The following is a 25,422-nucleotide window of genomic DNA, read 5'->3' as shown; positions in this document are numbered from 1 at the left end:
AATGACGAACGAGGAAGGAAACTAGAGTGGCTTCGCTGAAGGAACTCAAGGGCCGGATCAACTCGGTCAAGTCGACCCAGAAGATCACCAAGGCCAAGCAGATGGTCGCGGCGGCCAAGCTGCGCAAGGCGCAGACGGCGGCGGAAGCTGCGCGCCCCTATGCCAGCCGCCTTGCCGCGGTGATGGGCAGCCTCGCCGGCAAGGTCGCGGGTCAGGATAGCGCGCCGCTGCTGATGCGCGGGACGGGCTCCAGCCAGCGCCACCTCCTCGTTGTGGTCAACACCGACAAGGGCCTGTGCGGCGGTCTCAACTCGAACATCGTCAAGGAAGCCAAGATCCAGGCCCGCGCGCTCGAAGCCGCTGGCAAGGATGTGAGCTTCTACCTCGTCGGCAAGAAGGGCCGCGCGCCGCTGAAGCGCGAATACCCCAATGCCAAGACGGACGGCTATGACACCAGCATGGTGCGCACGCCCGGTTTCGATGAGGCCAGCGCCATCGCGCACGAGCTGATTGCCCTGTTCGCGGCCGGCAAGTTCGACGTCGCCCACCTCGTCGCGCCGAAGTTCAAGTCGGCGCTGCAGCAGGACCCGATCACCGCACAACTGATCCCCGTCCCCGCTCCGGCGGCGGCTTCGACGAGCGAAGCGGTTGTCGAATACGAGCCCGGTGAGGAGGAAATCCTCGAAGCGCTGCTGCCGCGTTATGTCACCACGCAGATCTTCGGCGCGCTGCTGGAGCGTGAAGCTTCCGAGCAGGGCGCTTCGATGACCGCAATGGACAACGCGACGCGCAACGCGGGCGAGTTGATCCAGAAGCTGACCATCCAGTACAACCGCAGCCGTCAGGCCGCGATCACGACCGAACTTATCGAAATCATCGCTGGCGCCGAAGCGCTCTAAGACATTTCAGGCAAGGAACGAACAATGGCCACCGCAGCCGTCCTCAACCAGACCACTACCGGCAAGATCAGCCAGGTCATCGGCGCCGTCGTCGACGTGACCTTCACCGGTGAACTGCCGGCGATTCTCACCGCGCTCGAAACCGACAACAACGGCAACCGCCTCGTGCTCGAAGTTGCGCAGCACCTCGGTGAAAACACCGTGCGCACCATCGCGATGGACGCGACCGACGGCCTGACCCGCGGCCAGTCGGTCAAGAGCACCGGCGCGCAGATCTCGGTGCCGGTTGGCCCGATGACGCTGGGCCGCATCATGAACGTGATCGGCGAGCCGATCGACGAGCAGGGTCCGGTGAACGCGGAAAAGACCGCGCCGATCCACGCCAAGGCTCCCGAATTCATCGACCAGTCGACCGAGGCGGCCATTCTGGTCACCGGCATCAAGGTCATCGACCTCCTTGCGCCCTATGCGCGCGGCGGCAAGATCGGCCTGTTCGGCGGCGCCGGCGTCGGCAAGACCGTGCTCATTCAGGAACTGATCAACAACATCGCCAAGGGCCACGGCGGCGTTTCGGTGTTCGCAGGCGTGGGTGAGCGCACCCGCGAGGGTAACGATCTCTACCACGAGTTCCTCGACGCCGGCGTTATCGCCAAGGACGCCGACGGCAACCCGACCCCGGAAGGTTCGAAGGTGGCACTCGTGTTCGGCCAGATGAACGAGCCGCCGGGCGCCCGCGCCCGCGTCGCGCTTTCGGGCCTGACCATGGCCGAATACTTCCGCGATGAAGAAGGCCAGGACGTGCTGTTCTTCGTCGACAACATCTTCCGCTTCACGCAGGCGGGTTCGGAAGTGTCGGCGCTGCTCGGCCGTATTCCTTCGGCAGTGGGCTATCAGCCGACGCTGGCGACGGACATGGGCCAGCTGCAGGAGCGCATCACCTCGACCAACAAGGGTTCGATCACCTCGGTCCAGGCGATCTACGTGCCTGCGGACGACTTGACCGACCCGGCACCGGCTGCCTCGTTCGCGCACTTGGACGCGACGACCACGCTGAACCGCGCGATTTCGGAACTCGGCATCTATCCGGCGGTGGACCCGCTCGATTCGACCAGCCGCGTGCTGACCCCGGCCGTCGTCGGCCAGGAGCACTACGAGACCGCCCGCCGCGTGCAGGAGACGCTGCAGAAGTACAAGTCGCTGCAGGACATCATCGCCATTCTCGGCATGGACGAGCTTTCGGAAGAAGATAAGCTGATCGTGGCGCGCGCGCGCAAGATCCAGCGCTTCCTTTCGCAGCCCTTCCACGTCGCTGAAGTGTTCACCGGCATCTCGGGCAAGTTCGTGCAGGTCGAAGACACCGTCCGTTCGTTCAAGGCGGTGGTCGACGGCGAGTACGATCACCTGCCGGAGAGCGCGTTCTACATGGTCGGCGGCATCGATGACGTGATCGCCAAGGCCAAGAAGATGGCTGACGAAGCCTGATTTTGCTTTGCCCTCTCCCGCCCAGCGGGAGGGGGCCTTAGGAACCCGACATGTCGCTCCACTTCGAACTCGTTACCCCGGCCCGCCTCGTCCGTTCGGAAGAGGTGTTCATGGTCGAAGTCCCCGGCTCCGAAGGCAACTTCGGCGTGCTGGAAGGCCATGCGCCGTTCATGTCGACGATCCAGGATGGCGCGCTGCGCGTCTATCGCAGCGCAGGCGCGGCGCCTGAGGATATCCGCATCACCGGCGGCTTTGCCGAGGTGAGCGAGAAGGGCCTGACTGTGCTGGCCGAGCACGTCGAGGGCTGATTTCAGCTTGCCAAGGTTTGCCAAGGGGCCGGTCCGTTTGGGCCGGCCTTTTGCGTTTCCGGACCGGGAAGAAAGGTGTTTCTCGCAGAGACGCAGAGGAAGTAGAAGCCGCAAAGAGGACCGGACGAGCCGAATGCTCAGCTTCTTCGGGATAGAGCTCGAAATGAGGGAAGGCGGCTGCGCCGCAGCCTCGCGCTCTCGGCGGTCTCTGCCTCCTCTGCGTCAAACCCTCCTCCTGCTCCCACTAACTTTTTTCGCTATTTCACATAACTGAACTTTTCAGCCTGATGAAATTCGGGCATGGCGAATCCGTAATCGCATTCCGGGAGAGCCCTGCCATGACCCAGTCCCTTGAATCCGTGATCGCCGGCCAGAGCGATCTCGTCCACTTCCTGCGCAACCAGCAGGTTGGCCCCAACGTCTATCCGGGCGTGCCGGCGGAGTACTCCAACTGGCGTGCGGAGCAGTGGGCCTGGGGGCATACGGCGGTGCTCTACAACCAGTCGTACCACATGGTCGATCTGGCGGTGAAAGGCCCGGATGCCTTCGCGATGCTCGAGCATCTTGGCATCAATTCTTTCAAGAACTTCCAGCCCGAGCGCGCAAAGCAGTTCGTGCCCGTCACGCCCGATGGCTATGTGATCGGCGACGTGATCCTGTTCTATCTGGATGAGAACCACTTCAACCTCGTCGGCCGCGCGCCGACGATCGAGTGGGTGGAATACCACGCCGCGACCGGCAACTGGAACGTGACCGTGGAGCGCGACGAGCGCTGGGCGATGCGCACCGACGGGAAGCGCAACTCGTACCGCTTTCAGGTGCAGGGCCCCAACGCGATGAAGATCATCGAGAAGGCCATCGGCGCGACGCCGCCGGAGCTCAAGTTCTTCCACATGTGCCGCCTGAGCATCGGCGGCAAGGAAGTGCGCGCGCTGCGCCACGGCATGGCGGGGCAACCGGGCTTCGAGCTGTTCGGACCGTGGGAAGATTACGGCGCGGTGCATGCCGCGCTGGTCGATGCGGGCAAGGAATTCGGCATGGCGCTGGTCGGCGGCCGGGCTTACTCGTCCAACACGCTGGAATCGGGCTGGATCCCCTCCCCCTTCCCCGCGATCTACACCGGTGAGGCGCTGGCCCCTTATCGCGCGTGGCTGACGGCCAATTCCTATGAGGCGAAGTGCTCGGTCGGCGGCAGCTGGGTGCCGGAAACGGTCGAGGGTTACTACACCACGCCGTGGGATCTGGGTTACGGGCCGTTCGTGAAGTTCGATCACGAGTTCATCGGCCGCGCCGCGCTCGAGAAGATGGCCGCGGCGGGCGGCCACCGCACCAAGGTAACGCTGGCGCTCGACAACGAGGACGTGATGCGCGTGCAGTCCTCCGCGCTTTCGAACGGCGAGCGGGCGAAGTTCATGGAGTATCCGAGCTCGGTCTATTCGATGCACCCGTTTGATCAGGTGCTGAGCGGCGGCAAGCAGGTCGGGCTTTCGACCTGGATCGGCTACACCGCGAACGAGGGCAAGTTCCTGACGCTCGCGATGATGGAGCCGGGCTTTACGGAGCCGGGCACCGAAGTGACGCTGCTGTGGGGTGAGCCCGATGGCGGCACTTCGAAGCCGACCGTGGAGCCGCACGTGCAGACCGAGATCAAGGCGGTGGTGGCGCCCGTTCCCTACGTGGCGGCGGCGCGCGACAACTATGCCGAAGGGTGGCGCACGCGGAAGTAAGATGGTTGGTTCGCGCAGAGCCCGCAGAGATCGCAGAGAAGAATGAGGATGGCGGCTGCGCCGCAGGCATTCTTTCTACCTCTGCGGTCTCTGCGGCCTCTGCGCGAAATTTAGTTTGTATCACTAACGATTTCAGGCACACTGGCCGCAACCAAAACCCAGAGGATTGCCATGGCCGCGAACAATACGATCACCTTTTATGACCTTGCGCTGAGCACGGGGGCGACGATCAGTCCGTTCGTGTGGGCGACGAAATATGCCTTGAAGCACAAGGGCTTCGATCTGGATGTGGTCCCCGGCGGGTTCACCGGCATTCTGGAGCGGACGGGCGGCAAGACCGAGCGGCTGCCCGCGATCGTCGACGATGGCGAGTGGGTGCTCGATAGCTGGGGGATCGTGGAATACCTCGACGCGAAATACCCGGACCGCCCAGCCCTGATCCCGCACCCTTCGGTCGCCGCGACGCTGAAGGCGCTCGACCACTGGTTCTGGAATGCGGCTGTCGGCCCGTGGATGTTCTGCTTCTGCGCGGACTACCGCGATCTTTCGGTGCCGCAGGACCACGAATATGTGACCCACAGCCGCGAGAAGATGCTGGGGCGCAAGCTGGAAGAGGTGCAGGCGGGGCGCGAGGAGCGGCTGCCGAAGATTTCCGCCGCGCTGGAACCGCTGCGCGCCGCGCTGGGGCAGAGCCAGTGGCTGGGCGGCGATACACCCAACTATGCCGACTACCGCATCATGGGCGGCATTCTATTCACCGCTTCTGTGTGCAAGATTCCGGTGCTGGCCGAGGATGATCCGCTGCGGGGCTGGATCGAGCGGTGCCTCGATCTCTATGGCGGTCTTGGGCGGCATCCGGGGCTGTTTCCGCTGTTCGGTCTTGCGCAGCCGGAGGACGGGCCGGACTTGTTCAACCGCGCGGCGGGGCAAGGCGGGATCTACAAGCGCAACACCGGGCCTGCTTCAACGAGTGCGGAAACGCAGCGGATTACGGCGGGGATGAAGAAGTAGGGGCCCCTCCGACCCGCTGGCGGCGGGCCACCTTCCCCATTTTTCCCTGCGGGGAAAATGGGGAGGATCTAGGCCAAAGCTGATGCAGCCCGGAAGAGCGCTTGCCGCACACGGGCCTCCAGCGCGGCATCGAAGCGGACGGCGGGGATGGCGACGCTGAAAGCGCCGACGAAGGCGCCGTCGATCTGCGCCGGAACGGCAGTGCCGACGATGCCAACGGTCGCTTCCTCACGCGCTATGGCCATGCCTTCGGTGGCGATCCCGGCGATATCAGCGGTGAGGTCCGCCTCGCTGGTGCGGGTGGCCGGGGTGAACGCGGCGCGGGTGGTTTCGGCGAAGTAGCGGGCGCGTTCGGCTTCGGGCAGCGCGGCGAGGATCACCTTGCCCGCCGCCAGCGCATGGAGCGGCCGCTGCGTGCCCGGATCGACGGCATAGCGCAGCGCCTGATCGCTCGCCTCGGTGACGAGCGCCTCAACCTCCCAGCCGCGCTGGACCATGAACGAGGCGGTCTCGTTGAGCTCTCCCTTCAAGGCGCGGACGAGCGGGGCGACGCGGTCTGCCAGCGGGAGCGCATCGGGGGCGGCGCGCAGCCGGTCGAGGCCGGGGCCGGGCAAGTAGCGGCGTCCGGCGCGCACCAGATAGCCGCGATCCGCGAGCGTGGTGAGCAGGTAGGACAGGCTGCTGACCGGGATGCCGAGCGCGCCGGCGATTTCCTGCGCCACTACGCCCTGCCGGTGCGCGACGACGAACTCGATCACATCGAGCGTGCGCAGCGCGGACTTGACCGGAGGAGCGGCGGGGGATGTGGCCATCAGGGGGCGAAGGTAAGCGATCCGCGCCGCTCGGCAAAGCGCCAGCCCTCGGCTGTGCGCACAAACCTGTCGTGGAACGAACCCACGAGCGGAGCAGCAGCGCCCGTGAACAGCAGCATCGCGCTGACGCCGCTGGCCCTGTCCGTGCTTTCGACGGTGATGACCACATTGCTGCACACATGGCGCGTTGTGCGCGCCGGGCGCGACTTGAAGGCCGCAAGGATCGCCTCGCGCCCGTGGATCGGCGCATCGGGCGCGGTGGGGCGGACCATCACGCCGTCTTCGGCATAGAGCGCCGCCACCTCGTCCCAGCGCGCCTCGTCGTTGAGGTTGGCGTAGAGCGCGATAAGGCGGGCGCAGTCATGTTCCGCCGCGCGGCGCTCCTCGTCCGTCATACCCGCGCCGCTGCGATATCCGCACCCTCGCGCAAGTTGCGCAGCTTGCGCCAGGTGACGATGGGATCGATCTTGCCATAGCCCGCGAAAGTGCCGAAGCCGCAATCGGTGCTGCCGACGACGCGGTCCGGCCCGACGATCGCGGCGAAGCGTTCGATGCGCTGGGCGATCAGTTCGGGATGTTCGATGTAGTTCGAGCAGGTGTCGATCACACCGGGGGCGAGGATCTTGTCGGAGGGCAGCTTGGCGTCCTTCCACACCTTCCATTCGTGCTCGTGGCGCGGGTTGGCGGCTTCAAACAGCACGGTCGAGGGGCGCGCCTTCAGCACGATATCGATCACGCGCTCCAAGGGAATGTCGTGATCGTGCGGGCCTTCGTAGTTGCCCCAGCACACATGCATGCGCATCCGCTCGGGCGGAATGTTGGCGGTGGCGGCATTGAGCGCCTCGACGTTGGCGGCGGCGATCTTGAGGAAGTCTTCCTCGCTCATGTCCTGATAGCCGGTGTGGCGGCTCATCGCGAGATCGGGGCAATCGAGCTGGAGGTAGAAGCCCGCGTTCACGATGGTCTCGTATTCCTCGCGCATCGCGTCCGCCAGATCGGCGAGATAGGCCTCGTGGCTGGGGTAGTGGCGGTTGACCTGGAACGCGGTGATGAGGCCGGGCGAAGCGGCGTTCATGAAGGCCTCGGTGTCCGGCCCCGCATGCTTGTCGAGCGCGGCGCGGAAGCGGCGGATATCGTCGTGCAGCGGCTGGAGCGAGACGAGCCGGACATCGCCGATGCACGAGGCGCGGACGAATTCCTGGCTGCCCATGATGGCCGAGAGCTTCTTTGCAAGGTTGGGCACTTCGGCAAGGTCTGCCGCCGGCTTGCGGTCGATATGCCCGCCGAAGCCGGAAAGCCGCTCGATCATGTAGGTCGAGTAGCCGACCTTGCCGAGTTCGCCATCGGAAACGACCGAAACGCCGGCCTCCACCTGCGCCTTGACCGCGGCATCCACGGCAGCGGCAACTGCGGTATCGAAGGCCTGAGCATCATAGGCCTCGCCCTTGTCACGCGCGAGGAGCAGCGGGGTGAGTTCATCGCCGCGCGGCAGGCTGCCGACGTGAGTTGTCTTGATCTTGGCCATCACACCGCTCTCCAATTCATATCCATGAACTTTTCATAGTGAATGGAGCGGGCGTGGCAAGCCTGAGCTGCGCCGGAAAAGCGGCTTTTGCGCGGGCAATCAGCGCTTGGCGGCGGCGACAAGTTCGGGATCGGACAAGGCCTGCCGGACCAGCGCGGCATAGAGCGCATTGTACTGGACAAAAGCCTCGTCGATGGCGAGCGCGCCGATGATGCTCGAATGCCACTTCGTCTCGGCCCGGTAGTCCTTGGCGAAGATGGGCTGGCCGCCGCGCGAGAGCGTGATCCTTGCGCCGAGTGAGCCGCCGCCGTTCTTGATATCCTCGCTCGCGCGGCTTTCGGTGAGTACGCCGCCGAGCTGGAGCGGAGCGGCTGGATCGAGCTTGCCCGCCGCTTTCAGCTCCGTCTCGAACGTGGCGCCGAGAAATTCGGCAAAGTTGCGGCCCTTTGGCGGGTGGAGGATGCCGAGCCGGATCGATATGCTATGGCCAACGTCCTTCGAGGCCGGCGTGAACGGGCCCAAGGCCATCGGTGGCACGTTCTGGTTGCGCAGAATGCGGATGGTTTCGAGCGAGGGTGGAAGCTCGACCACGGGCGCGGAGCAGCCGCCAAGGCAGGCCGTGGCAGCCGCGATCAGCGCCAGCCGGCGCAGGCCGGCCCCGCACATCCGTTCAGCGCGGGAAGGCGGGATCGGCGACAATGTTGTTCACGCCGCGCGCAAGGGCCTGACGGACCAGCACTTTTACCGCCTCGTCGGCGTTCTTGTACTCGGTGCCGGGCACCTCCACATCCTTCTTGCCGTACTTGGCATAGAGCTCGTGCTTCACTTCGGTGTGGATCGGTGCGGCACCGGTTGCCGGCACATAATCGATGCTGACGACGTAGTGATCCACGGCCAGCACGCCGCCGAACAGGCCAAAGCCGAGGCCGGCCCCGAAGGCCTGCTTCTTGGCCTTGTCGAGCTCTTCCTTGATCACGAGGTTGTTGAACTTGATGCTGATGATCGCACCATTGGCGGTCGGCGCGTTGGTCACCTCGCTGAACGCCCCGGTTCCCTTGAGGTCTTCCATCGCCCAGGGCGTGATGACCTTCGTCGCCCTGGCGTTGGGTTTGCCATCGCGCTGAAATTCGAAAATCACCTGCACGGGCTGCGGCGCAGCGGGCGTGACTTTCTCTTCGGGCTTCACCTCACCCAGCGCGTTCGCCACGTAGAACTTCATCGCCTGCGCGGCCTGCGGCAGCGCGCCAAGCAGGCAGGCCAGTGCCGCCACGGCCATGAACTTCGCCCAATGCCGGAGCGGCAGGCGCGAACGAATTGCCATTAGGTATCCCCCCCCATCGTGTCGTCGGCTGGCAGGGTATCACCGGCCTGCGCTCGCTCAAGATGTTTTGGCACCGTCTTGGCAAAACGATCAGCCGCGCTCCTCGCCGGGGCGGCGGCCGTTCATGCGCAAGTAGAAGCGCGAGAAGTAGGACGGATCGTCGAAGCCGAGCTCGCCCGCAACCTGCGTGGCGGTGGCGTTGGTGTAGCGCAGCAGGCGCTGGGCTTCCAGCGCGAGGCGGCGGTGGATGAGGTCCATCGGCGAGCAGCCGAGCTGCGCCGCGGTGAGGCGCGAGAGCGTGCGGCGGGTGAGGCCGAGCGACGCGGCGTAGAAATCCAGATCGCGGTGCTGGCGGTAGTGCAATTCGATGAGCTGGCGGAAGCGGGTGAGGCGCTGGTCGTCGCGCAGAGCCTCCCCTGCCCCGCCCTGATCGCGGCCCAACATGCGGATCAGGCTTTCGGCGAGCGCGAGAAACAGGGGGTCCTGCTGCTGCCATTCCTGCTGGAGCGCCAGCATCTCGCGCGCGAGCCACAGCGCGCGGGCAGCCGCTTCCGCCGAGAGCGGCGCGATCCCGCCGCGCGCTAATATGGCGAGCAGCGGGTCTCCTGCCCCGGCTGCGCGTGTGGAAAAGTCGGTGGACAAGGTGAGGACAAACCCGCGCGTGCCCTGACGGAAGCGGAAGCCGTGGACCGCAGCGGCGGGGACGATGACACGGCCCGGCGCATCCAGATCGGTGGTATCGCCTTCGAGCGTGACGCTGGCGTGTCCTTCCTCTACCAAAAGGACCTGCACGAAGTGATCGTGGCGATGAATGCCTATTTCCCAATCGTGGAGCGCACTGCGCTCTGCAATCGTCTCGATATGGGCGAAGCCGCCGGCAGCTGCGGCATGTCCTTCACCATAGAGCGCATAGCGGGGGATCGCCTCAGACATGTCCCGAAAGTACCACGTGTTTGTCCTTGCCCTGTCTTTCGTCCTTTCGCCCCGCCTGTCAAATGACGAAATGTGATCCGCCATGGGAGCGGGCGGTTCGGGAGACATGATCATGCACACTCAGGTCGCCATCATCGGCGCGGGACCCGCAGGCCTTCTGCTGGGCCATCTGCTGAAGGCCGAGGGCATCGATTGCGTGGTGATCGAACGCCAGACGCCGGACTATGTCCTCTCGCGCATCCGCGCCGGGGTTCTCGAGCAGGTGACCGTGGGGTTGATGGAGCGGCTGGGGCTCGATGCGCGGCTGAAGGCTGAGGGGCTGGTGGAGGAAGGCTTCAATCTGGCAGATGGCGAGCGCCTGATCCGCATCGACGTGGCAAAGTTCACTGGCAAGACCGTGACCGTCTACGGCCAAACCGAGATCACGCGCGACCTGATGGAGGCAGCGCCCGCTCGCGGGCTTGAGATAGTCTACGGCGCCGAGGACGTGGCGCTGCACGATATCGAAAGCGATGCGCCTTCTGTCACCTTTCGCCGCGATGGCCGCGAGGAGCGGCTGACCGCGCGCTTCATTGCCGGGTGCGACGGGTTCCACGGCCCCTCGCGCAAGGCAATCCCGGCTGCTGTCGGGCGCGAGTACGAGCGGGTCTATCCGTTCGGCTGGCTGGGCATCCTGGCCGATGTGCCGCCGTGCAATCACGAGCTGATCTACGCCAACCACGAACGCGGCTTTGCGCTTGCCTCGATGCGCAGCATGACACGCAGTCGCTACTACATCGATGTGCCGCTGACCGAGCGGATCGAGGACTGGAGCGATGACCGCCTGTGGGATGAGCTCGCGGTGCGGCTGGGGCCTGAGGCAGCGGCGAATATGGCGCGGGGACCTGCGATCGAGAAGTCCATCGCCCCCTTGCGCTCCTATGTGTTCGAGCCGATGCGCCACGGCAGCCTGCTGCTCTGCGGGGATGCAGCGCATATCGTGCCGCCGACCGGCGCAAAAGGGCTGAACCTGGCGGCAAGCGACGTCCATTATGCCGCAGAGGCCCTGTGCGGATATTTCAAGCGCGCGGACAACGATGCAGTGGCGGCCTATTCGGCGCGCGCGCTGGCGCGGGTGTGGAAGTGCGAGCGGTTCAGCTGGTCGCTGACCAAGCTGATGCACCGCTTTCCCGAGGACGGCCCGTTCGAACGCGCGATGCAAGTGGCCGAGCTCGACTACATCGCTTCGAGCGATGCCGCGCAGGCGAGCATTGCGGAAAACTATGTGGGACTGCCGGTCTGACCCTCACGGGCTGAGCGGACACTGTCATATCGTCATGGAGCCGTCACACTAAGGCGACAAAGAACCGGACCGGGCCAATTGCCCGAACATGTGGAAACCGGTTCCGATGCGGCAGATTGACATTCTCCTCACCGAGTTGCTCCCCGGCGGCCATGACAGCTTTGTCCATGGTGATCTGCGCGTCGTGTTTCATCGCTGGAACTGGATGGCGCCGCTGCCGCTGCTGGATGGCAGCCCCTGGGCGTTCATCGGCTGGCTGCTGCCCGAACTGTCCGGGCTGGAATTGTGCCGCCGCCTGCGCTGCGATTCGCAGACCGAGGCGGCGCATATCACGCTCGTGCTGGAAGAAGACGATGCCGATGCCAAGCGCCGCGCGCTGCGTGCCGGGGCGGACGACTACATTCTCGGCCCGATCGACCGCGCTGCGGTGCTCGACCGGGTGCTTTCGGTGCAACTGCCCGAGCGCGAGGCCCCTGCCCGCGCGCTGCGGCTGGGCGATCTCTCGCTGGACCTGACCGCGCTGCAGGCGCGCTGGCGCGAAAAGCCGGTGCCGCTGATGCCCAACGAACTGCGCCTGCTGCGCTATATGATGGAACAGCCCGGCCACGTGTTCAGCCGCGCGCAGCTGATCGCGGCGCTGGGCAAGAAGGACCAGCCGATCGACGAACGCACTGTCGATGCCTGGGTCAGCCGCCTGCGCCGCGCGCTGCGCGAGGCGGGCGCTGGCTATCCGCTGCGCACGGTACGTTCACTGGGATACGTGCTGGACCGGCCGTAAGGGGCCTTTTGCGTGCTTTTGCTCTCTCCCCTCCAGGGGAGAGATACGCAGACTTGCGAGCTCGATCGCTAGTCGAAGTTGAGAGGGGAGTTTCCCTCTCCCAACCCTCCCCCCTGAAGGGGAGAGGGCTTTCCAGGCAGCAGTGCTGCCTTAAAGATCGTGGCCGACCTTGATGCCGAACACTTGCGGCTTGATCGGGTAGAACCGCCGTCCGGCACCGCAGATCGACGGCGTGCAGACCGTGTTGATGCTGAGGATGCCGCGCTTGTCGAACGCGTTCTCGATGAAGGCCGAGACATCGAAGCCCGAGACCTTGGCACCCAGCGAGAAGTCGAACGTCTCGAACCCGGTGGTCCGGCCGAGCAGGTTTGCCTCGTTCGTGGTGAGATAGGAGCGCGTGCCCGACTGGTGGTTGAGCGTGCCCTGGACGAAAGCCTTGGCCGAGCCCAGATCGAATTCGTAGCGCGCGGTCATGTTGCCCTTGAACTTGGGCTGGATCGGCAGCGGCGTACCCTTGGGCGCGGCGACCACACCGAGGGTGCAGTCCGGGTTGCCGTTGGCATCGAACGAGCAGAAATCGGTGGTGAGCTTACCATCGATCAGCGCCCCCGAACCCGACAGGTTGAACCCGCCGAGGCGCAGGTTGAAGTCCATCTCCGCACCGTACACGCGCGCATCACCCGCGTTGTAGATGTTGGTCACGCCAAACGAGCCCACCGGGCTGAGGCCGTACTGCAGGTTCTTCCACTTTTCGTAGAACAGCGCGGCGTTGAGCTTGAACTTGCGATCGAACCACGAGGTCTTGAAGCCGAGTTCGTAGTTGGCCAGCGTATCGGCAACATACGGGTTCACGTTCGGGCGGCGGTTGTTGCCGCCGGGGCGATAGCCGGTCGAGTAGGTCGCGTAGACGAGGTGGTCCGGATCGAACTTGTAGGTGAGGTTGACGCGGTGCGTCTCACCGCTCTGCTTGGCCTGACGGTCGAAGTTGTTGCAGACGCGGTCGTCAGCGACGACGGGCACGCAGTTGCCGGCGGTGATGCCCGACTTGAAGCCCGAGAAGCCGATGAAGGTGTTGTTGACCTTGAACACGCGGATACCCCCCGCCAGCGTGAGCTGCGGGGTGATATCGAACGAACCATCGGCAAACGCGGCGTAGTCGCGGTCGACGCGGTAGGCGCGGGTGGCGAAGAGGTCGTCACCCGCCTTGGGCACTGCCGGCGAGAACGGAATGCTGGCGAGGCCATTGATGTAATAGTCCGCCACGATGCGGTCGGTCTGGCGCTGGTAGAACACGCCCGCGACGAGCTTGTAGCGCTCCCCGGCGGGTGAGCTGATGCGCAGTTCGTGGCTCTGCTTGGTGTACTCGTCGTGGTTGTGGACCTGCTGCGTCGGATCGAGGAAGCCGCCGTCCGCAGTCGCGAAATAGGTGTAGAAGCCGCCCTGGAACTGGTCGTAGGCGACCGAGTATTCCGAATAGTCGGCCTTGTTCTCGACCCGGCGATCGAAGTAGCCGCCCGCGTAGGTAAGGTCCCAGTTGCCGATCTTGCCGTTGATCGTCATCGTCGCGAGCGCCCAGGCATCGCGGTTGTAGCTCGGCCCGAAGTCGGTGACCTTGAGATCGCCGTAGCGCGGATCGAACAGGAACGAGCCGCGCGTCGTCTGGTGCTGGTAGAGCACCGAGGGCTGGATGGTCCAGTTGTCGTCAAGATCGACCTTGAGCGCGGCGCGGCCGCCGGCGGTATCGGTCTTGTTGACGTTGTCCTTGACGAACTGCGCGTTGTTGACGGTGACGTTGGTGTCCGGATTGTCGTCACCCAGCGTGAAGGTGCGGCTGCCCGGAATGCTGTCGATATAGCCGCCATCGTGCTGGTAGAACGCCATGACGCGCAGCGCCGCGCGGTCGCTCAGCGGGATGTTGACGAAGCCTTCGACGCTGCCGCCGCCGGTGCCCTTGCCGACCTTGTTGCCCGAAACGTCGATGCGGCCGGAGAAGCCCTTGGTGTCAGGCTTGTTGGGAATGATGCGCAGCGTGCCGGCAAGCGAGCTCGAGCCGAACAGCGTGCCCTGCGGACCCGAAAGCGCCTCGACCCGGGCAATATCGTAGACGTGGAGGTCGACCGCGCCGGCGATCGTGGTGACGGGAACTTCGTCGACATAGAGCGCGGCGGTGGGCTGCGAACCGCCGTGGAGGCCGTCGCCGCCGCTGGTGATGCCGCGGAAGGAAAGCTGCGTCTGGCCGGGGCCGAACGACTGGAAGCTGACGCTGGGGAGCACCTTCGCGTAGTCGTCAAAGCTGGCGATGTTGAGCTGGTCGAGCTTCTGCGTGCCGAGCGCCTGAATCGAGATCGGCACGTTCTGCAGGTTCTCGCTGCGCTTCTGCGCGGTCACGATGATTTCGGTGCCATCGGATGCAGCGGTGGCTTCGCCGGCGGCCTGAGGGGCGGCCTGAGGGGCGGTCTGTGCAAGGGCCACGGGTGCCGCGAACGCTGCGGTCGCCATGAGAATGCTGCGCGAAACGCGCGAGTAAGCCGTCTTCATATTATTTTCCCACCTCTTTGGTCCCCCAGGACGGCAAAGACCGTGGTCTGACTTGGCGATAATTTCAACAGTGTTTCAGTGATGTTGCGCCATGCCCCGGCATGCGTGACCGATTTGCAACGTAATATTGCCGCGCCCGGTACGCCCCCTCACCAGCCCTGCGGGGCAGCGGGATAGGCGGCCAGCACGTCACCCAGCGCGGACTTGAGCGGATCGAGGAACGGTTCGAACGGCTTCCATGCTTCGGTGCCTTCGCGGAAGATCGGGCGGCGGACCTGTTCGGAGCTGGGCGTGCGCACGGCGCGCTCTGTTTCGTAGAAGGCGAGGCAGGCGGGTTCGAAGGGCAAGCCGCAGGCATCCAGCAGCGCGCGCACCTCGGCTTCGGTATCGTCGACCATGCGTTCGTAGATCACGCGATGGACCGCGCCCGGCATGACGCGATCGAGATGCGCCATCAGGCGGACGTAGTCGCGGTAGTAGGCGCCCATGTCCTCCAGCGAATAGGAAAAGCCCTGGCCCCGCGCAAAGTGCTGCTTGAAGTTGGAGAAGCAGCACGAAAGCGGGTGGCGGCGCGCGTCGATGATCTTCGCGCCCGGCAGGATCAGGCGGATGAAGGCGGCATGGAGCCAGTTGTTGGGCAGCTTGTCGATGAACAGCGGGCGCGCGGTGTGGCGCTGGACGCGGGTGCGTTCGAGGTATTGTTCGCCGAGGTCTCTGAGCTGTGCGGGATCGATCGCGGCAAGGTCGTGCGGGTAATCCTCGAGCGTGCGGGCGAGGATGCCGATATCCGGCAGTTCGCTGGTCCCTTCGACCTGGCTGTGGCTCGAGAGAATCTGCTCGACCAGCGTGGAGCCCGCGCGCGGCATGCCGAGAACGAAGATCGGATCGGTCGCGGGGCAACCAGCGCCGGCATGGCGCGCGAAGAGATCGGGTGTGGCGACCGCGATGGCGGCATCGACGGCGGCGGTGGTGTCCTCGGCCTTGTAGGACAAGCGCTTTTTCCTCAGCGCATTGCCTGCAGCATAGTGCGTGAAGGCGGCTTCTGCCTCCGCGCGATCCTCGTGCGCCTTGCCGAGCGCGAAATCGAGGTGCCAGCGGTCTTCGGGCGAGACGGTCTCACTCGCCAGCGCCGCGCGCATGGCGGCGATATCGTCATCGCTGAAGCGCACGGTCTTGAGGTTGGCGAGGCTCCACCAGACCTCGCCAAGGCCCGGCTGGATTTCCAGCGCGCGGCGATAGGCGGCGAGACCTTCCTCCAGCCGCCCGACGGTCTTGAGCAAGTGGCCGTAGCTCATCCAGACCTTGGGCTGGTTCGGCGCATCCTTGAGCACCCGGGCATAGAGCGCCAGCGCCTCGTCGAATTCGCCGACGCGGCCATAGGCGGCAGCCTGAAGATTGGCGACGCCGGGGTTGTCGGGATCTTCGGCGGTGACTTGCGCCAGCTCCTCAAGCGCTTCGGTGACGCGCTCGGTGCGGTAGAGCACGAGCGCCAGATTGGCGCGCGCCGGGGTGAAATCGGGCGCAAGCTCGATCGCGCGGCGCAGCAAGTTCTCTGCATCCTGATAGCGCCCGATCCGGCCCGCAAGCTCCGCAAACAGCCGGATCGCGCGCACGTCGAACGGGTTTTCCTTGAGCAGCGCGCGCAGCAAGGGCTCGGCCTCGTGCAGCACATTCGCGTTCATCGCCATGGCGGCGCGAACGAGGCGGGGATCGTAACTGCGGACGTGATCTGAGAGGCTGGCCATTGCGCGCGCAACAAACACGGGTGACGCGGCGCGATCAAGCGTTAGTCTGCATGTTCGACACTGGCGCTGCCATGCACCGCTCCTGTTGAACGAAGTGGCGGTAAAGACGGAAGGGATTTTCTTGAACAAGCCCCGCGGCCTCAATTTCTGGATGGTGCTGGCGCTGTGCGTGGGCAACATGGTCGGCTCTGGCATCTATCTGCTGCCTTCCACTCTGGCACCCTTGGGCACGAACCAGTTGCTCGGCTGGATGGTGACGATTGCCGGAGCGACCTGCCTTGCCGCCGCTTTTGCACGGATGGGCGCGCGGCTGCCCGGTTCCGGCGGGCCTTACGCCTATGTGCAGGCGGCGTTTGGGCCTTTTGCGGGGTTCATCGCGGCGTGGAGCTATTGGGTCCTGCTGTGGAGCGGCAACGGCGCGATTGCCGTGGCGGTCGTCAGCAATCTCAGCCTTGTCGTGCCGTGGATCGGCAAGACTCCCGGCGTGCCTGCCCTGCTTGCCGTGGCCTGTGTGTGGGGAATGACCGCGATCAACATCCGCGGCGTGCGCGCGGCAGGCGCGTTTTCGGTGGTGACGACAGCGCTCAAGCTGCTGCCGCTGGTGCTGCTGATCGGCCTTGCGCTGTGGTTTGCCGCAAGCGGGACGCCGCGCGTGGTGCAGCCGCCCGTCTCCATCGCGCCGGGTGCGATCGCCACGGCAGCGGGGCTGACGTTCTGGGGCTTCCTTGGCCTGGAATCGGCGACCGTGCCTGCGGGCAAAGTGGAGAATGCAGCGCGTGTGGTGCCGCTCGCCACGATCATCGGCGTGCTGCTGACGGGGGCGGTCTATTTCGGGATCAGCCTTGCGTTCTGGGCCTATATGCCGGCAGCCGAGGCGGCGGCCTCCCCTGCCCCAGTCGCGGATTTTCTTGGCCGGACGTTTGGCGGGAACATGGCCTCGGTGGTGGCGGTATTTGCTGCGATCAGCGCGTTCGGCACGCTCAACGGGTTTATCCTGCTGCAGGGCGAAATGCCGCAGGCGATGGCGCGCGGCGGGGTGTTTCCGCAGTGGTTCGCGGCTGATGGAAAGCGTGGGACGCCGGTGCGCGCGCACGTGGTCTCCTCGGCTCTGCTGAGCGCGGTGACCTTGCTCAACTATGGGCGGGGCCTTGGCGACCTCTTCCAGTTCATCGCCTCGGTGAGCCTGGCGGCGGGGATGCTTGCCTATTTCATGAGCATGCTGGCAGCGATCCGCCTGCTGCCGCAGGAGCGCGGGCTGATCGTGATGGCGCTGGGCGGCGCGGCGTTCATCGGCTGGGCGACCTGGGGCCTTGGCGCGAGCGCGGTGGGCTATGGGCTGGGGCTCGTGCTGGCGGGCGTGCCGGTGTACCTCGCGGTGCGGCGGGGGCAGGAGCTGGCGGCGGCATGAAAGCGCGGTGGTGGAAGCGGTTGTGGCTGCGCTATCTCTACTACTTCAAGCAGCACTGGATCATTGCAGGCACGATCACGCTGTGGGCCCTTTGGCTCATCGTGCAACTGGGCATCCAGTTGCTGCCGGTGGTGCTGGAGTTCCTGCTTGAGTTCGTGATGTCGTTGATCGCGGCGGTCTAGGCGGCTGACGGGCGCGCGTGGTGGCCGGTCCACGCCGAGCGCGCCATGACGGCGGCGGCGTAGTACACCACGCCGATTACCAACCAGCGCAGCATGGCAACGTCCATGTTCTTGACCACGAAGGCCGCGACAAGGACCGCCGGTATACCGCCGAGGATGATGCCGGTCACAACGCGCAAATCGATCTCGCCGATGCGGATGTGGCTGATGCTCGCCCCCGCCCCGGCGATGGCCGCGCTGCCCGCCATGACCGGGAAGGCATAGCGCGGGTCCATGCCCATCAGGCTGAACATGATCAGCGTGGGCGCATAATTGCCGATGCCGAAATTGACGAGCACGCCGAGCGTGAAATTGACCGCGAAGGCGAGCAGCATGAGCGGCAGCGGCAAGGTGGAGGCGCTGCCGCCGCCCGGCATGAGATGGAGGTTGATGGCGAGGAAGATCGTCGCTGCAATGACAAGGCCAAGCGCCACGGTGAGCTGCACCAGCCAGACCGCAGCGCGGGTGACCAGCTGCGCTCCGATCAGGGCACCCGCGAGCAAGGACAGGATGCAGCCGACAAGCAGCACCGGATCGACGTCTGCGCCGAGCAGGAGGAGGAAAATGATCCCCTGCATGATCGAGGGCCCGGTATGCCCGACGAGCAGAGTGCTGGGGATCAGCTTGTCGGGCAGGAGATGGCGGAACTTCACCCAGGCGGTGGAGGGCGCGAACGAGCCGATGCCGAGCGTATCGAAGAAATTGGTGACAGCACCGAGCAGCGCGGCTTCGGCGCCGGGCACGATGCGCTGGGCAATCGCGGCACGCAGGAGCACAGCGAGATAGAAGGCAGCAGTCAGCCCGAGCAAGATCAGCAGCGCCGCCAGCATATTGTCTTCCCCGTGCCCCAAAGGCGCGAGGCTAGACGAAAGTGGCGACGCTGCAATGGCTTGGTATCATTTGGCGCGGTGCAGCACTTTCCAGAGCGTGCCGCGATCGCGGATGATTTCTGCCGCGGCGTTGTGGCCCGGCGCGCCGGTGACGCCGCCGCCGGGGTGGGTGCCGCTGCCGCACATGTAGAGGCCCTTGATCGGCGAGCGATAATCACCGTGGCCGAGCACGGGGCGCGCGGCCCAGAGCTGATCGAGCCCCATGTTGCCGTGGAAGATATCGCCGCCGATGAGGCCGAACTTGCGCTCCAGATCGAGCGGCGAGTGGATCTGCCGCGCGATGACCGCGTTCTTGAAGTTGGGCGCGTGGTCGTTGACCGTGTCGATGATGAGGTCCGCCACCTTCTCGCGCACGTCGTCCCAGCTCTGGCCGTCCTTCAGTTCGGGCGAGAACTGCTGGCAGAACAGGCTGGCGATGTGCTGGCCCGGGGGGGCGAGGCTGTCGTCGATGGTGGTGGGCAGCTTGATTTCGATGATCGGCTTCTTCGACCAGCCGAACTGCTGCGCATCGATGAAGGCCTGGTCCATATAATCCATGCCCGGCGCGATGATGATGCCGGCGGTGTGATGCTCGGCCTTCTCCTTGCCCGGAAGCACGGTGAAATCGGGGAGTTCGGACAGCGCGACGTTCATGCGGAACGTGCCCGAGCCGGTCTTGTAGTTCTTGATGCGGCGGTTGAAATCGGCATCGAGATCGCTGCTGTCGACGAGTTGGCGATAGAGCAGCGCCGGGCCGACGTTGGCGGCGATGGTCGGCGCATAAAGCTCCTCGCCGCTTTCGAGCTTCACGCCCTCCGCCTTGCCGTTGTTGACGAGGACCTTCGAAACCGGAGATTCGAGACTGATTTCCACGCCATATTCGGCGCAGGCGCGGGCCATGGCCTGCGTGATCGCGCCCATACCGCCGACTGAATGCCCCCACGCGCCGAACTTGCCGTTCACTTCGCCGAAGACGTGATGGAGCAACACATAGGCCGAGCCGGGGGTGGAAACGCCCGCGTAGTTACCGACGACGGCATCGAAGCCGAACGCGGTTTTCACGTAGTCGTCCTCGAACCAGCCATCGAGGAAATCGCGCGCGGACTTGGTGAAGATATCGAGCAGATCGCGCTGCACATCGAGGCCGAGGCCCGCGATGGGCCAGCCCTGCTGCGCCGCCGAGATCATGGAGCGCACGCCGCCGCCGACATTGGGTGGGGTTTTCAGCGCGATATCGCGCAGCACCCCAGCAACCTTTTCGAGCGCCGCGTCATAGTGCTGGTAGGCCTCGGCGTCCTTCTTGCTGAAGCGCGCGAACTCCGCCTCGGTGCGGCCAGCGCCGCCGCCGAGCTTGAGGTAGTCGTTCTCGAATGGGAAGAAGTTGCTGATCGTGCGCTCGATGATGCGGAAGCCGCGCTCGTGCAGCTTCATGTCCGCGATCACCTTGGGGCGCAGCAGGCTGACGGTGTAGCTCGCGGTCGAGTTGCGGAAGCCGGGGTGGAACTCCTCGGTCACGCAGGCGCCGCCGACGATGTCGCGCCGCTCCAGCACGCGGACCTTCATGCCGGCGCGGGCGAGATAGAAGGCGCAGGTGAGGCCGTTGTGGCCGCCGCCGATGATGATCGCGTCGTAGCGGTTGGACATGCGATTACTCCCGTTATTCAATGTTATGCTCTCTCCCCTTGAGGGGAGAGATACGAAGGCTTGCGAGCTTGCTTGCTAGCCGGAGTTGAGCGGGGAGCGGGGCGTTTGTTCCCCTCTCCCAACCCTCTCCCCTGAAGGGGAGCGGGCTATTCAGGCCTTCGACCACCCGGCAGGCGGAGCCTTGTGCAGCCTTGCCTCAGGGGTCAGCGCGCGGATCTTGCGGGCGAAGCTGCGCAGGCAGACCTCGCTCTTGCCGATGGGGCCCGCGCCGTAGGTTTGCGAATGCATGCCCTGCTGGACGCGCTCGATCAGCCAGGTGTCTTCCTTGTTGACCACGCGGTTGATGCGCCAGTTGGCATAGCGCACCAGCTTCATCGTGCGGCTTTCTTGAGGAGAGAGATTGGGGTCCGGCAGCGCGTAGGCCATTTCGCGCAGCAGGCAGGTGGTGGGGCTGATCGGCAGCCACTGCATGAAATCGATCTGATCGGCGTAGATATCGAAGGCGATGTTCGGCCAGAGTTTGAAGTAGAGCCAGCGGCGCTGGCTTTCCTCGGGCAAGTGCTCCGCGCGCGGCAGGTGGGCCTGGTAGAAGCGTTCCCAGAACAGGCTGGAGGGCTTGTCGACCAGATCGCCCTTCAAGCGGTCCACCCAATCATCCGCCTCGATCTGGTAGGACTTGCCGAAGATGCGCGTGAGGCCGTCGTGCGCCACAGGGATGTGGAGGTTGTCGGAATAGTTGTCGCCGACGTTCTTCCAGTTCACCTCGCGCGGGCGCAGGCGCATGGCGCCCATCGGCTGCATGTCCTCGAACCGGTAGGGCGCGATCTCAGCCTCATGCGGGGCCATCATTGCGCTGGGCGTGGGGAACACGCCGGGCTTGAGGCAGACCCAGACGAACCCGCGCCAGACTTCGAGCGCGACCGGCGCAAGGCCGTTTTCCTCCAGCTTCAGAGCGGGATAATCGGACTTCATGGGAACGCCGGTGAGGCGCCCGTCCGTCTCGTAGACCCAGGCGTGATAGGGGCAGACGAGCTTCTTGGCGCAGCCTGCAGTGCCTTCGACCAGCCGCATCGCGCGGTGACGACACACGTTGGTAAAGGCGCGCACTTCGCCATCATCGCCGCGCAGCACGATCACGCTCTCACCGATGTAGTCGATGGTGCGCCAATCGCCCGCATTGGGGATCTCGTTCACATGGCACACGATCTGCCATGATGGGCGGATCACCCGCTCCATCTCGAGCGCGTAGTATTCGGGATCGGTGTAGAGCCAGCCGGGCAGGCTCCAGTCCGCATCGGGATCGTGCTCGCTGGCGGAAAGCGCCGGAAACGCAGACTGGTGGCCCATACCGAATCTCCAAGGAGGTCGAAAAAATGCTTGTTGGACGATCGTACAACAACGATTAGGATACGCAAGATGAAAGCGCCCTCCCCGCATCAGCCCGCCTTCCGCCGGACCCGCCCGGATGCGCGGCGGCTCGCGCTGATCGAAGCCTGCGCGCGGGTGATGGCGCGCGCCGGCGCGGCGGGGGTGAGCGTGCGCGCGATCGCGGTGGAGGCGGGCGTCTCACCCGGCCTCGTCAGCCATTATTTTTCAGGAATAGAAGCGCTTGTTGCGGTGACTTATGCCCATGTCGAAGGGACTGTGGGCGAGACGCTGGACCATGCGGTGGAGGCGGCAGGGCCCGATCCGCGCGCGCGGCTCGATGCGTTCGTGACGACCACTTTCGCACCGGCAATTGCCGATCCGCAGCTGCTGGCCACCTGGATCGCGTTCTGGAGCCTCGTCACCGCGCGGCCGGCCATCGCGGCGCAGCACGATGAACAATATGCCGGATCGCGCGCGCGGCTGGAGGCCTTGCTGGGCGCTTGCGGCGTGCCCGCAGCCGAGCGGCGGCGCGCGGCCATTGCGGTGAGCGCGCTGCTCGACGGGCTATGGCTGGAGCTGTGCCTTTCGCCCGGCTGCTTCAGCGGCGAGGAAGCGGGCGACATTGCGCGCCGCTTCCTCGATACCCTTATTTCGCCAGATCGGTGAGCAGGCTGAGGTAGTAGGTCACGCCCGGGCGGATGTTTTCCAGCCGCACGCGCTCGTTGAGGCCGTGGGAGAATTCCTCGCTGTCCTTGGTGAACAGCGGGCTGGCACCATAAGCGGGAATGCCCAGCCGGCGGAAATACATGCTGTCGCTCGCGCCCGAGCTTTGCGACGGGACCACGGCGATGTCCTTGCCCCAGGCCTTGCGGATCGCCTTGGTCGAAGCGGCGACAAAATCCGCGCGCATGGGCGAAGCATCGGTTTCGAACGAGCCTTCGGTCACGTCGATGATCTTCACTTCGGGCATGGCGATCACGCGCGCGAGCTCGTTCTGGATCTCGACGAGGGTGTGGCCGGGGAAGATGCGGCAGTTGATGAAGGCCGCCGCACGCTGCGGCAGCGCGTTGAGCGCGTGGCCGGCATCGGCCATCGTGGGCACGCAAGTGGTGCCGACCTTGCCGACAGTGGCCGGATTGGCGCGCAGCACGGCGATGGCGTTCTCGTCGGCGATGTTCGCGGCGAAGGCGCGCATTGCGGCGGCGATCTTCGGATCGGGTTCGAACGCGGCAGCTTGCGCGAAATAGCCCTTGGTCAAGGCGTTCTGTTCGGCGGGGAACTTGTAGGCCCCCACCTTGACCAGCGCCTGCGCGAGCTGGACGATGGCATTTTCCGGGCGCGGCGCTGAGCTATGGCCGCCGGGGTTGGTGACCTCGAGCTTGAAATCGCCGTAGGTCTTCTCCGCGCCGTCCCACGACCAGTAGATCGGCTTGCCGGTCGCCTCATCCAGCTTGCCGCCGCCGGCATCGGCATTGATCACCAGTTCGGCGTTCTTGAGCTTTTCGGAGAGCAGGCCGGTGGTCTTCATCACCGTTTCCTCGTCGCCCGAGAATTCGACGACGATGGTGCGGCGCGGCTTGAAGCCGGAGCGGCGCAGCTCGATCAGCGAAGACAGCGCGACGGCGCCATTGAACTTCATGTCGGTCGCGCCGCGGCCATAGAGCACGCCATCTTCGACCACCGGGGTGAAGGGATCGCGCTGCCAGTCCGAAGGCTTGGCTTCGACCACGTCCATGTGGCCGGAGATGACGAGCGGCTTCAGCTTGGGATCGCTGCCCGGCCACGTGGCGATGATATAGGCCGTGTCGTCAGACGGCGTGATCTCGATATCACCGTCTTTCCAGCCGCCCGCCAGCAGCGCCTGCTTGTAGAGATTGGCGACGTCGATCGTGCGGTTGTTCTCCCCGCGCACCGAGCGGATGGCGATGGATTTCGTTGCCAGATCGAGCACTTGCGCTTCGGCAGCGGGATAGCCGGCGGGGGCGGCGGCCAGCACCGGCAGCGGGGTGAGCGCGAGGATGGAAGCGATGGCGAGGCGGGAAAACGACATGGCGGTACGGGACTCCTGATGTCCCCTGACGCTGGCGGGCTATGCTGCGGCGCGCAAGATGTATTCTTGAGAGTTGCGCCACGTGGCGTGCTGCCGCCAGCCCACCCCAAACCCCTCCCGCAAGCGGGAGGGGTTTGGGGTGGGCCTATTCAGCCCTTGACCTTGGTCACGTCGAAAGTTTCCAGCCCCGGCTTGAAGCTCTTCTCGTCGAGGAACTGTCGGGTGGCTTCCTTGCGCGCGGCGGCGCCGCCGAAGCTGTGGAGGGCTTCCTGCGCGCGGATCTGGTATTCGAGGCCGTTGTCGTAGGTCATGTCGACCATGCGGCGCATCGTCCACTTGGTGGCGCGCAGGGCGTGGCTATCTTTCTTTTTCAGCACGTTGGCGATTTCGAGCACCCGCTCGCGTAGCTTTTCAGCGGGAACGGCCTCGGTGACGAGCCCCTGCTCCTCGGCCTGCTTGCCGGTGAGGTTTTCGCCCATCATCGCGTGGTACATCGCCTTGCGGAAGGGCATGAGTTCCTGCGCGACCTTGGATGCGCCGCCGCCGGGGAGGATGCCCCAGTTGATTTCGGAGAGGCCGAACTGCGCGTCTTCGCTGGCAATTGCGATGTCACAGCCGAACAGCGGGCCATAGCCGCCGCCGAAGCACCAGCCGTTGATCATTGCGATCGTGGGCTTCTCATACCAGCGCAGCCGTTCGAACCAGCCGTAGCTTTCGCGCTGCGACTTGCGGATCGCGCCGAGGCCGAGCGCCTCGGTCTCGCGGAAGTATTCCTTGAGGTCCATGCCGGCGGTCCAGGCCTCGCCCTCGCCGGTGAGCACGAGCACGCGCACGTCGTCGCGGAATTCGAGCTCTTCGAGCACCGCCTTCATGCGGCGGTTGAGCTTGGGGCTCATGCAATTGCGCTTCTCCGGCCGATTGAAGGCCACCCATGCGATGCCGTCGTCGACGCAGAAGGCAACGGTGTCTTCCTCGGCGCGGTCCGGCTTGGGGGCAATCGGGGTCTGGTCGGTCACGGCGGGTCCTCTCGAGTGTAGCAGGTCAAGTGAATATGGGCTTGTGGGTTATACTCTATAACACTTCGCGAGTCGGTGCAATGTGAGCCTGTCGAGAGGTGGGGAAGCATGAATTCGGGCCTGCGAGGTGGTTACAACCGCAACGGATACAAAACCTGCACCAAAGGACAGGATGGATGCACTAAGCCATGTGAACGATCACTGCATACGAATGCAGCAATTGATAATAATGCAAAATCCTCCCTCTGAAATCGCTTGAAACGCCGCTTTTCGGGGTCTGAATTGCAATTATTGCAACTGCTGCCCCACGTTTCGCACTTGCGAAGACTCGGGGTGGGGCGCACTAAGAACACGCCTTTCAGGCATCCTCTCCCAAACTTTCAAGGGCCACCTGGCAACGGGTGGCCCCTTTTTTTGGTCCGGTTCAGAATGGGTGCGGGCCGCCTGCTACATCCATCTGGCTCCCCCCCCCCTCCAGATTTCGT

General features: G+C 64.9%; 23 protein-coding genes. 10 read left to right on the top strand and 13 right to left on the bottom strand.

Going from position 1 to position 25,422, the window contains the following annotated elements; genetic code table 11:
* Positions 1-26: 26 nt before the first annotated feature.
* From ACO06X_RS19385 to ACO06X_RS19365, 5 genes are all read left to right on the top strand, one after another.
* Complete coding sequence (locus tag ACO06X_RS19385; protein WP_421837764.1) at positions 27-899, top strand: F0F1 ATP synthase subunit gamma; 873 nt, start codon at positions 27-29, stop codon at positions 897-899.
* Between the two features lie 24 nt (positions 900-923).
* The gene (gene atpD / locus ACO06X_RS19380) at positions 924-2,381 is read left to right on the top strand and encodes a F0F1 ATP synthase subunit beta (RefSeq protein WP_421837763.1); all 1,458 of its coding nucleotides are present in this window, start codon (positions 924-926) and stop codon (positions 2,379-2,381) included.
* A 50-nt stretch (positions 2,382-2,431) separates the two neighbouring features.
* Positions 2,432-2,689, top strand: a complete 258-nt coding sequence (locus ACO06X_RS19375; RefSeq protein ID WP_298166540.1) for an ATP synthase F1 subunit epsilon — start codon at positions 2,432-2,434, stop codon at positions 2,687-2,689.
* Between the two features lie 338 nt (positions 2,690-3,027).
* Positions 3,028-4,416 (top strand): syringate O-demethylase, encoded by a 1,389-nt coding sequence (gene desA / locus ACO06X_RS19370; protein ID WP_421837762.1) that lies wholly within the window; start codon positions 3,028-3,030, stop codon positions 4,414-4,416.
* Positions 4,417-4,587: 171 nt separating this feature from the next.
* On the top strand, positions 4,588-5,427 hold the full coding sequence (locus ACO06X_RS19365) for a beta-etherase (protein WP_421837761.1): 840 nt from the start codon (positions 4,588-4,590) through the stop codon (positions 5,425-5,427).
* A gap of 68 nt (positions 5,428-5,495) precedes the next feature.
* On the opposite strand, the gene ACO06X_RS19360 is transcribed toward ACO06X_RS19365, so the two are convergent.
* The 6 genes from ACO06X_RS19360 to ACO06X_RS19335 form a co-directional block, all read right to left on the bottom strand.
* Positions 5,496-6,239, bottom strand: coding sequence for an IclR family transcriptional regulator (locus ACO06X_RS19360; RefSeq protein ID WP_421837760.1), 744 nt, complete (start codon positions 6,237-6,239; stop codon positions 5,496-5,498).
* Positions 6,239-6,634, bottom strand: coding sequence for a nuclear transport factor 2 family protein (locus ACO06X_RS19355; protein ID WP_421837759.1), 396 nt, complete (start codon positions 6,632-6,634; stop codon positions 6,239-6,241). Before ACO06X_RS19355 ends, ACO06X_RS19360 begins: the two co-directional genes overlap by 1 nt.
* The gene (locus tag ACO06X_RS19350; RefSeq protein WP_421837758.1) at positions 6,631-7,764 is read right to left on the bottom strand and encodes a cobalamin-independent methionine synthase II family protein; all 1,134 of its coding nucleotides are present in this window, start codon (positions 7,762-7,764) and stop codon (positions 6,631-6,633) included. The genes ACO06X_RS19355 and ACO06X_RS19350 overlap by 4 nt, the downstream gene beginning before the upstream one ends.
* A gap of 99 nt (positions 7,765-7,863) precedes the next feature.
* Entirely contained in the window at positions 7,864-8,430 is a 567-nt protein-coding gene (locus tag ACO06X_RS19345) for a hypothetical protein (protein WP_421837757.1), read from the bottom strand.
* 4 nt (positions 8,431-8,434) lie between these two features.
* Positions 8,435-9,085 (bottom strand): hypothetical protein, encoded by a 651-nt coding sequence (locus tag ACO06X_RS19340; protein WP_421837756.1) that lies wholly within the window; start codon positions 9,083-9,085, stop codon positions 8,435-8,437.
* Positions 9,086-9,175: 90 nt separating this feature from the next.
* Positions 9,176-10,018 (bottom strand): helix-turn-helix domain-containing protein, encoded by an 843-nt coding sequence (locus ACO06X_RS19335; protein WP_421837755.1) that lies wholly within the window; start codon positions 10,016-10,018, stop codon positions 9,176-9,178.
* 112 nt (positions 10,019-10,130) lie between these two features.
* Here ACO06X_RS19335 and pobA point away from each other — a divergent pair, with 112 nt between their 5' ends.
* The gene (gene pobA, locus ACO06X_RS19330; protein ID WP_421837754.1) at positions 10,131-11,300 is read left to right on the top strand and encodes a 4-hydroxybenzoate 3-monooxygenase; all 1,170 of its coding nucleotides are present in this window, start codon (positions 10,131-10,133) and stop codon (positions 11,298-11,300) included.
* Between the two features lie 106 nt (positions 11,301-11,406).
* A complete protein-coding gene (locus ACO06X_RS19325; protein WP_421837753.1) occupies positions 11,407-12,078 on the top strand; it encodes a response regulator transcription factor in 672 nt (223 codons plus the stop codon).
* Positions 12,079-12,228: 150 nt separating this feature from the next.
* Here the strand turns inward: ACO06X_RS19325 and ACO06X_RS19320 are convergent, their stop codons facing one another.
* On the bottom strand, positions 12,229-14,616 hold the full coding sequence (locus ACO06X_RS19320) for a TonB-dependent receptor (protein ID WP_421837752.1): 2,388 nt from the start codon (positions 14,614-14,616) through the stop codon (positions 12,229-12,231).
* A 149-nt stretch (positions 14,617-14,765) separates the two neighbouring features.
* The gene (locus ACO06X_RS19315) at positions 14,766-16,361 is read right to left on the bottom strand and encodes a sulfotransferase (RefSeq protein ID WP_421837751.1); all 1,596 of its coding nucleotides are present in this window, start codon (positions 16,359-16,361) and stop codon (positions 14,766-14,768) included.
* 121 nt (positions 16,362-16,482) lie between these two features.
* Here ACO06X_RS19315 and ACO06X_RS19310 point away from each other — a divergent pair, with 121 nt between their 5' ends.
* Positions 16,483-17,769 carry an APC family permease gene (locus ACO06X_RS19310; protein WP_421837750.1) on the top strand — a complete coding sequence of 429 codons (1,287 nt, stop codon included), beginning with the start codon at positions 16,483-16,485 and terminating at the stop codon, positions 17,767-17,769.
* The gene (locus tag ACO06X_RS19305; protein WP_421837749.1) at positions 17,766-17,951 is read left to right on the top strand and encodes a hypothetical protein; all 186 of its coding nucleotides are present in this window, start codon (positions 17,766-17,768) and stop codon (positions 17,949-17,951) included. Before ACO06X_RS19310 ends, ACO06X_RS19305 begins: the two co-directional genes overlap by 4 nt.
* On the opposite strand, the gene ACO06X_RS19300 is transcribed toward ACO06X_RS19305, so the two are convergent.
* The 3 genes from ACO06X_RS19300 to ACO06X_RS19290 all read right to left on the bottom strand — a co-directional run bounded on the left by ACO06X_RS19300 (position 17,948) and on the right by ACO06X_RS19290 (position 21,850).
* Positions 17,948-18,820, bottom strand: coding sequence for a TSUP family transporter (locus ACO06X_RS19300; protein WP_421837748.1), 873 nt, complete (start codon positions 18,818-18,820; stop codon positions 17,948-17,950). The genes ACO06X_RS19305 and ACO06X_RS19300 overlap by 4 nt on opposite strands.
* A 66-nt stretch (positions 18,821-18,886) precedes the next feature.
* The gene (locus tag ACO06X_RS19295) at positions 18,887-20,503 is read right to left on the bottom strand and encodes a phytoene desaturase family protein (RefSeq protein ID WP_421837747.1); all 1,617 of its coding nucleotides are present in this window, start codon (positions 20,501-20,503) and stop codon (positions 18,887-18,889) included.
* A gap of 150 nt (positions 20,504-20,653) precedes the next feature.
* Positions 20,654-21,850, bottom strand: a complete 1,197-nt coding sequence (locus ACO06X_RS19290) for an aromatic ring-hydroxylating oxygenase subunit alpha (RefSeq protein ID WP_421837746.1) — start codon at positions 21,848-21,850, stop codon at positions 20,654-20,656.
* A gap of 69 nt (positions 21,851-21,919) precedes the next feature.
* Here ACO06X_RS19290 and ACO06X_RS19285 point away from each other — a divergent pair, with 69 nt between their 5' ends.
* Positions 21,920-22,537 carry a TetR family transcriptional regulator C-terminal domain-containing protein gene (locus tag ACO06X_RS19285; RefSeq protein WP_421837745.1) on the top strand — a complete coding sequence of 206 codons (618 nt, stop codon included), beginning with the start codon at positions 21,920-21,922 and terminating at the stop codon, positions 22,535-22,537.
* Here ACO06X_RS19285 and ACO06X_RS19280 read toward each other — a convergent pair.
* Positions 22,518-23,921: a M20/M25/M40 family metallo-hydrolase gene (locus ACO06X_RS19280; protein ID WP_421837744.1), complete on the bottom strand. Its 1,404-nt coding sequence runs from the start codon at positions 23,919-23,921 to the stop codon at positions 22,518-22,520. The genes ACO06X_RS19285 and ACO06X_RS19280 overlap by 20 nt on opposite strands.
* A gap of 149 nt (positions 23,922-24,070) precedes the next feature.
* Positions 24,071-24,937, bottom strand: a complete 867-nt coding sequence (locus tag ACO06X_RS19275) for a p-hydroxycinnamoyl CoA hydratase/lyase (protein WP_298166515.1) — start codon at positions 24,935-24,937, stop codon at positions 24,071-24,073.
* Positions 24,938-25,422 lie beyond the last annotated feature (485 nt).

The sequence above is a fragment of the Novosphingobium sp. genome (assembly GCF_965229225.1).
Classification (GTDB): domain Bacteria; phylum Pseudomonadota; class Alphaproteobacteria; order Sphingomonadales; family Sphingomonadaceae; genus Novosphingobium.
This window is presented reverse-complemented; position numbering and strand designations above follow the sequence as displayed.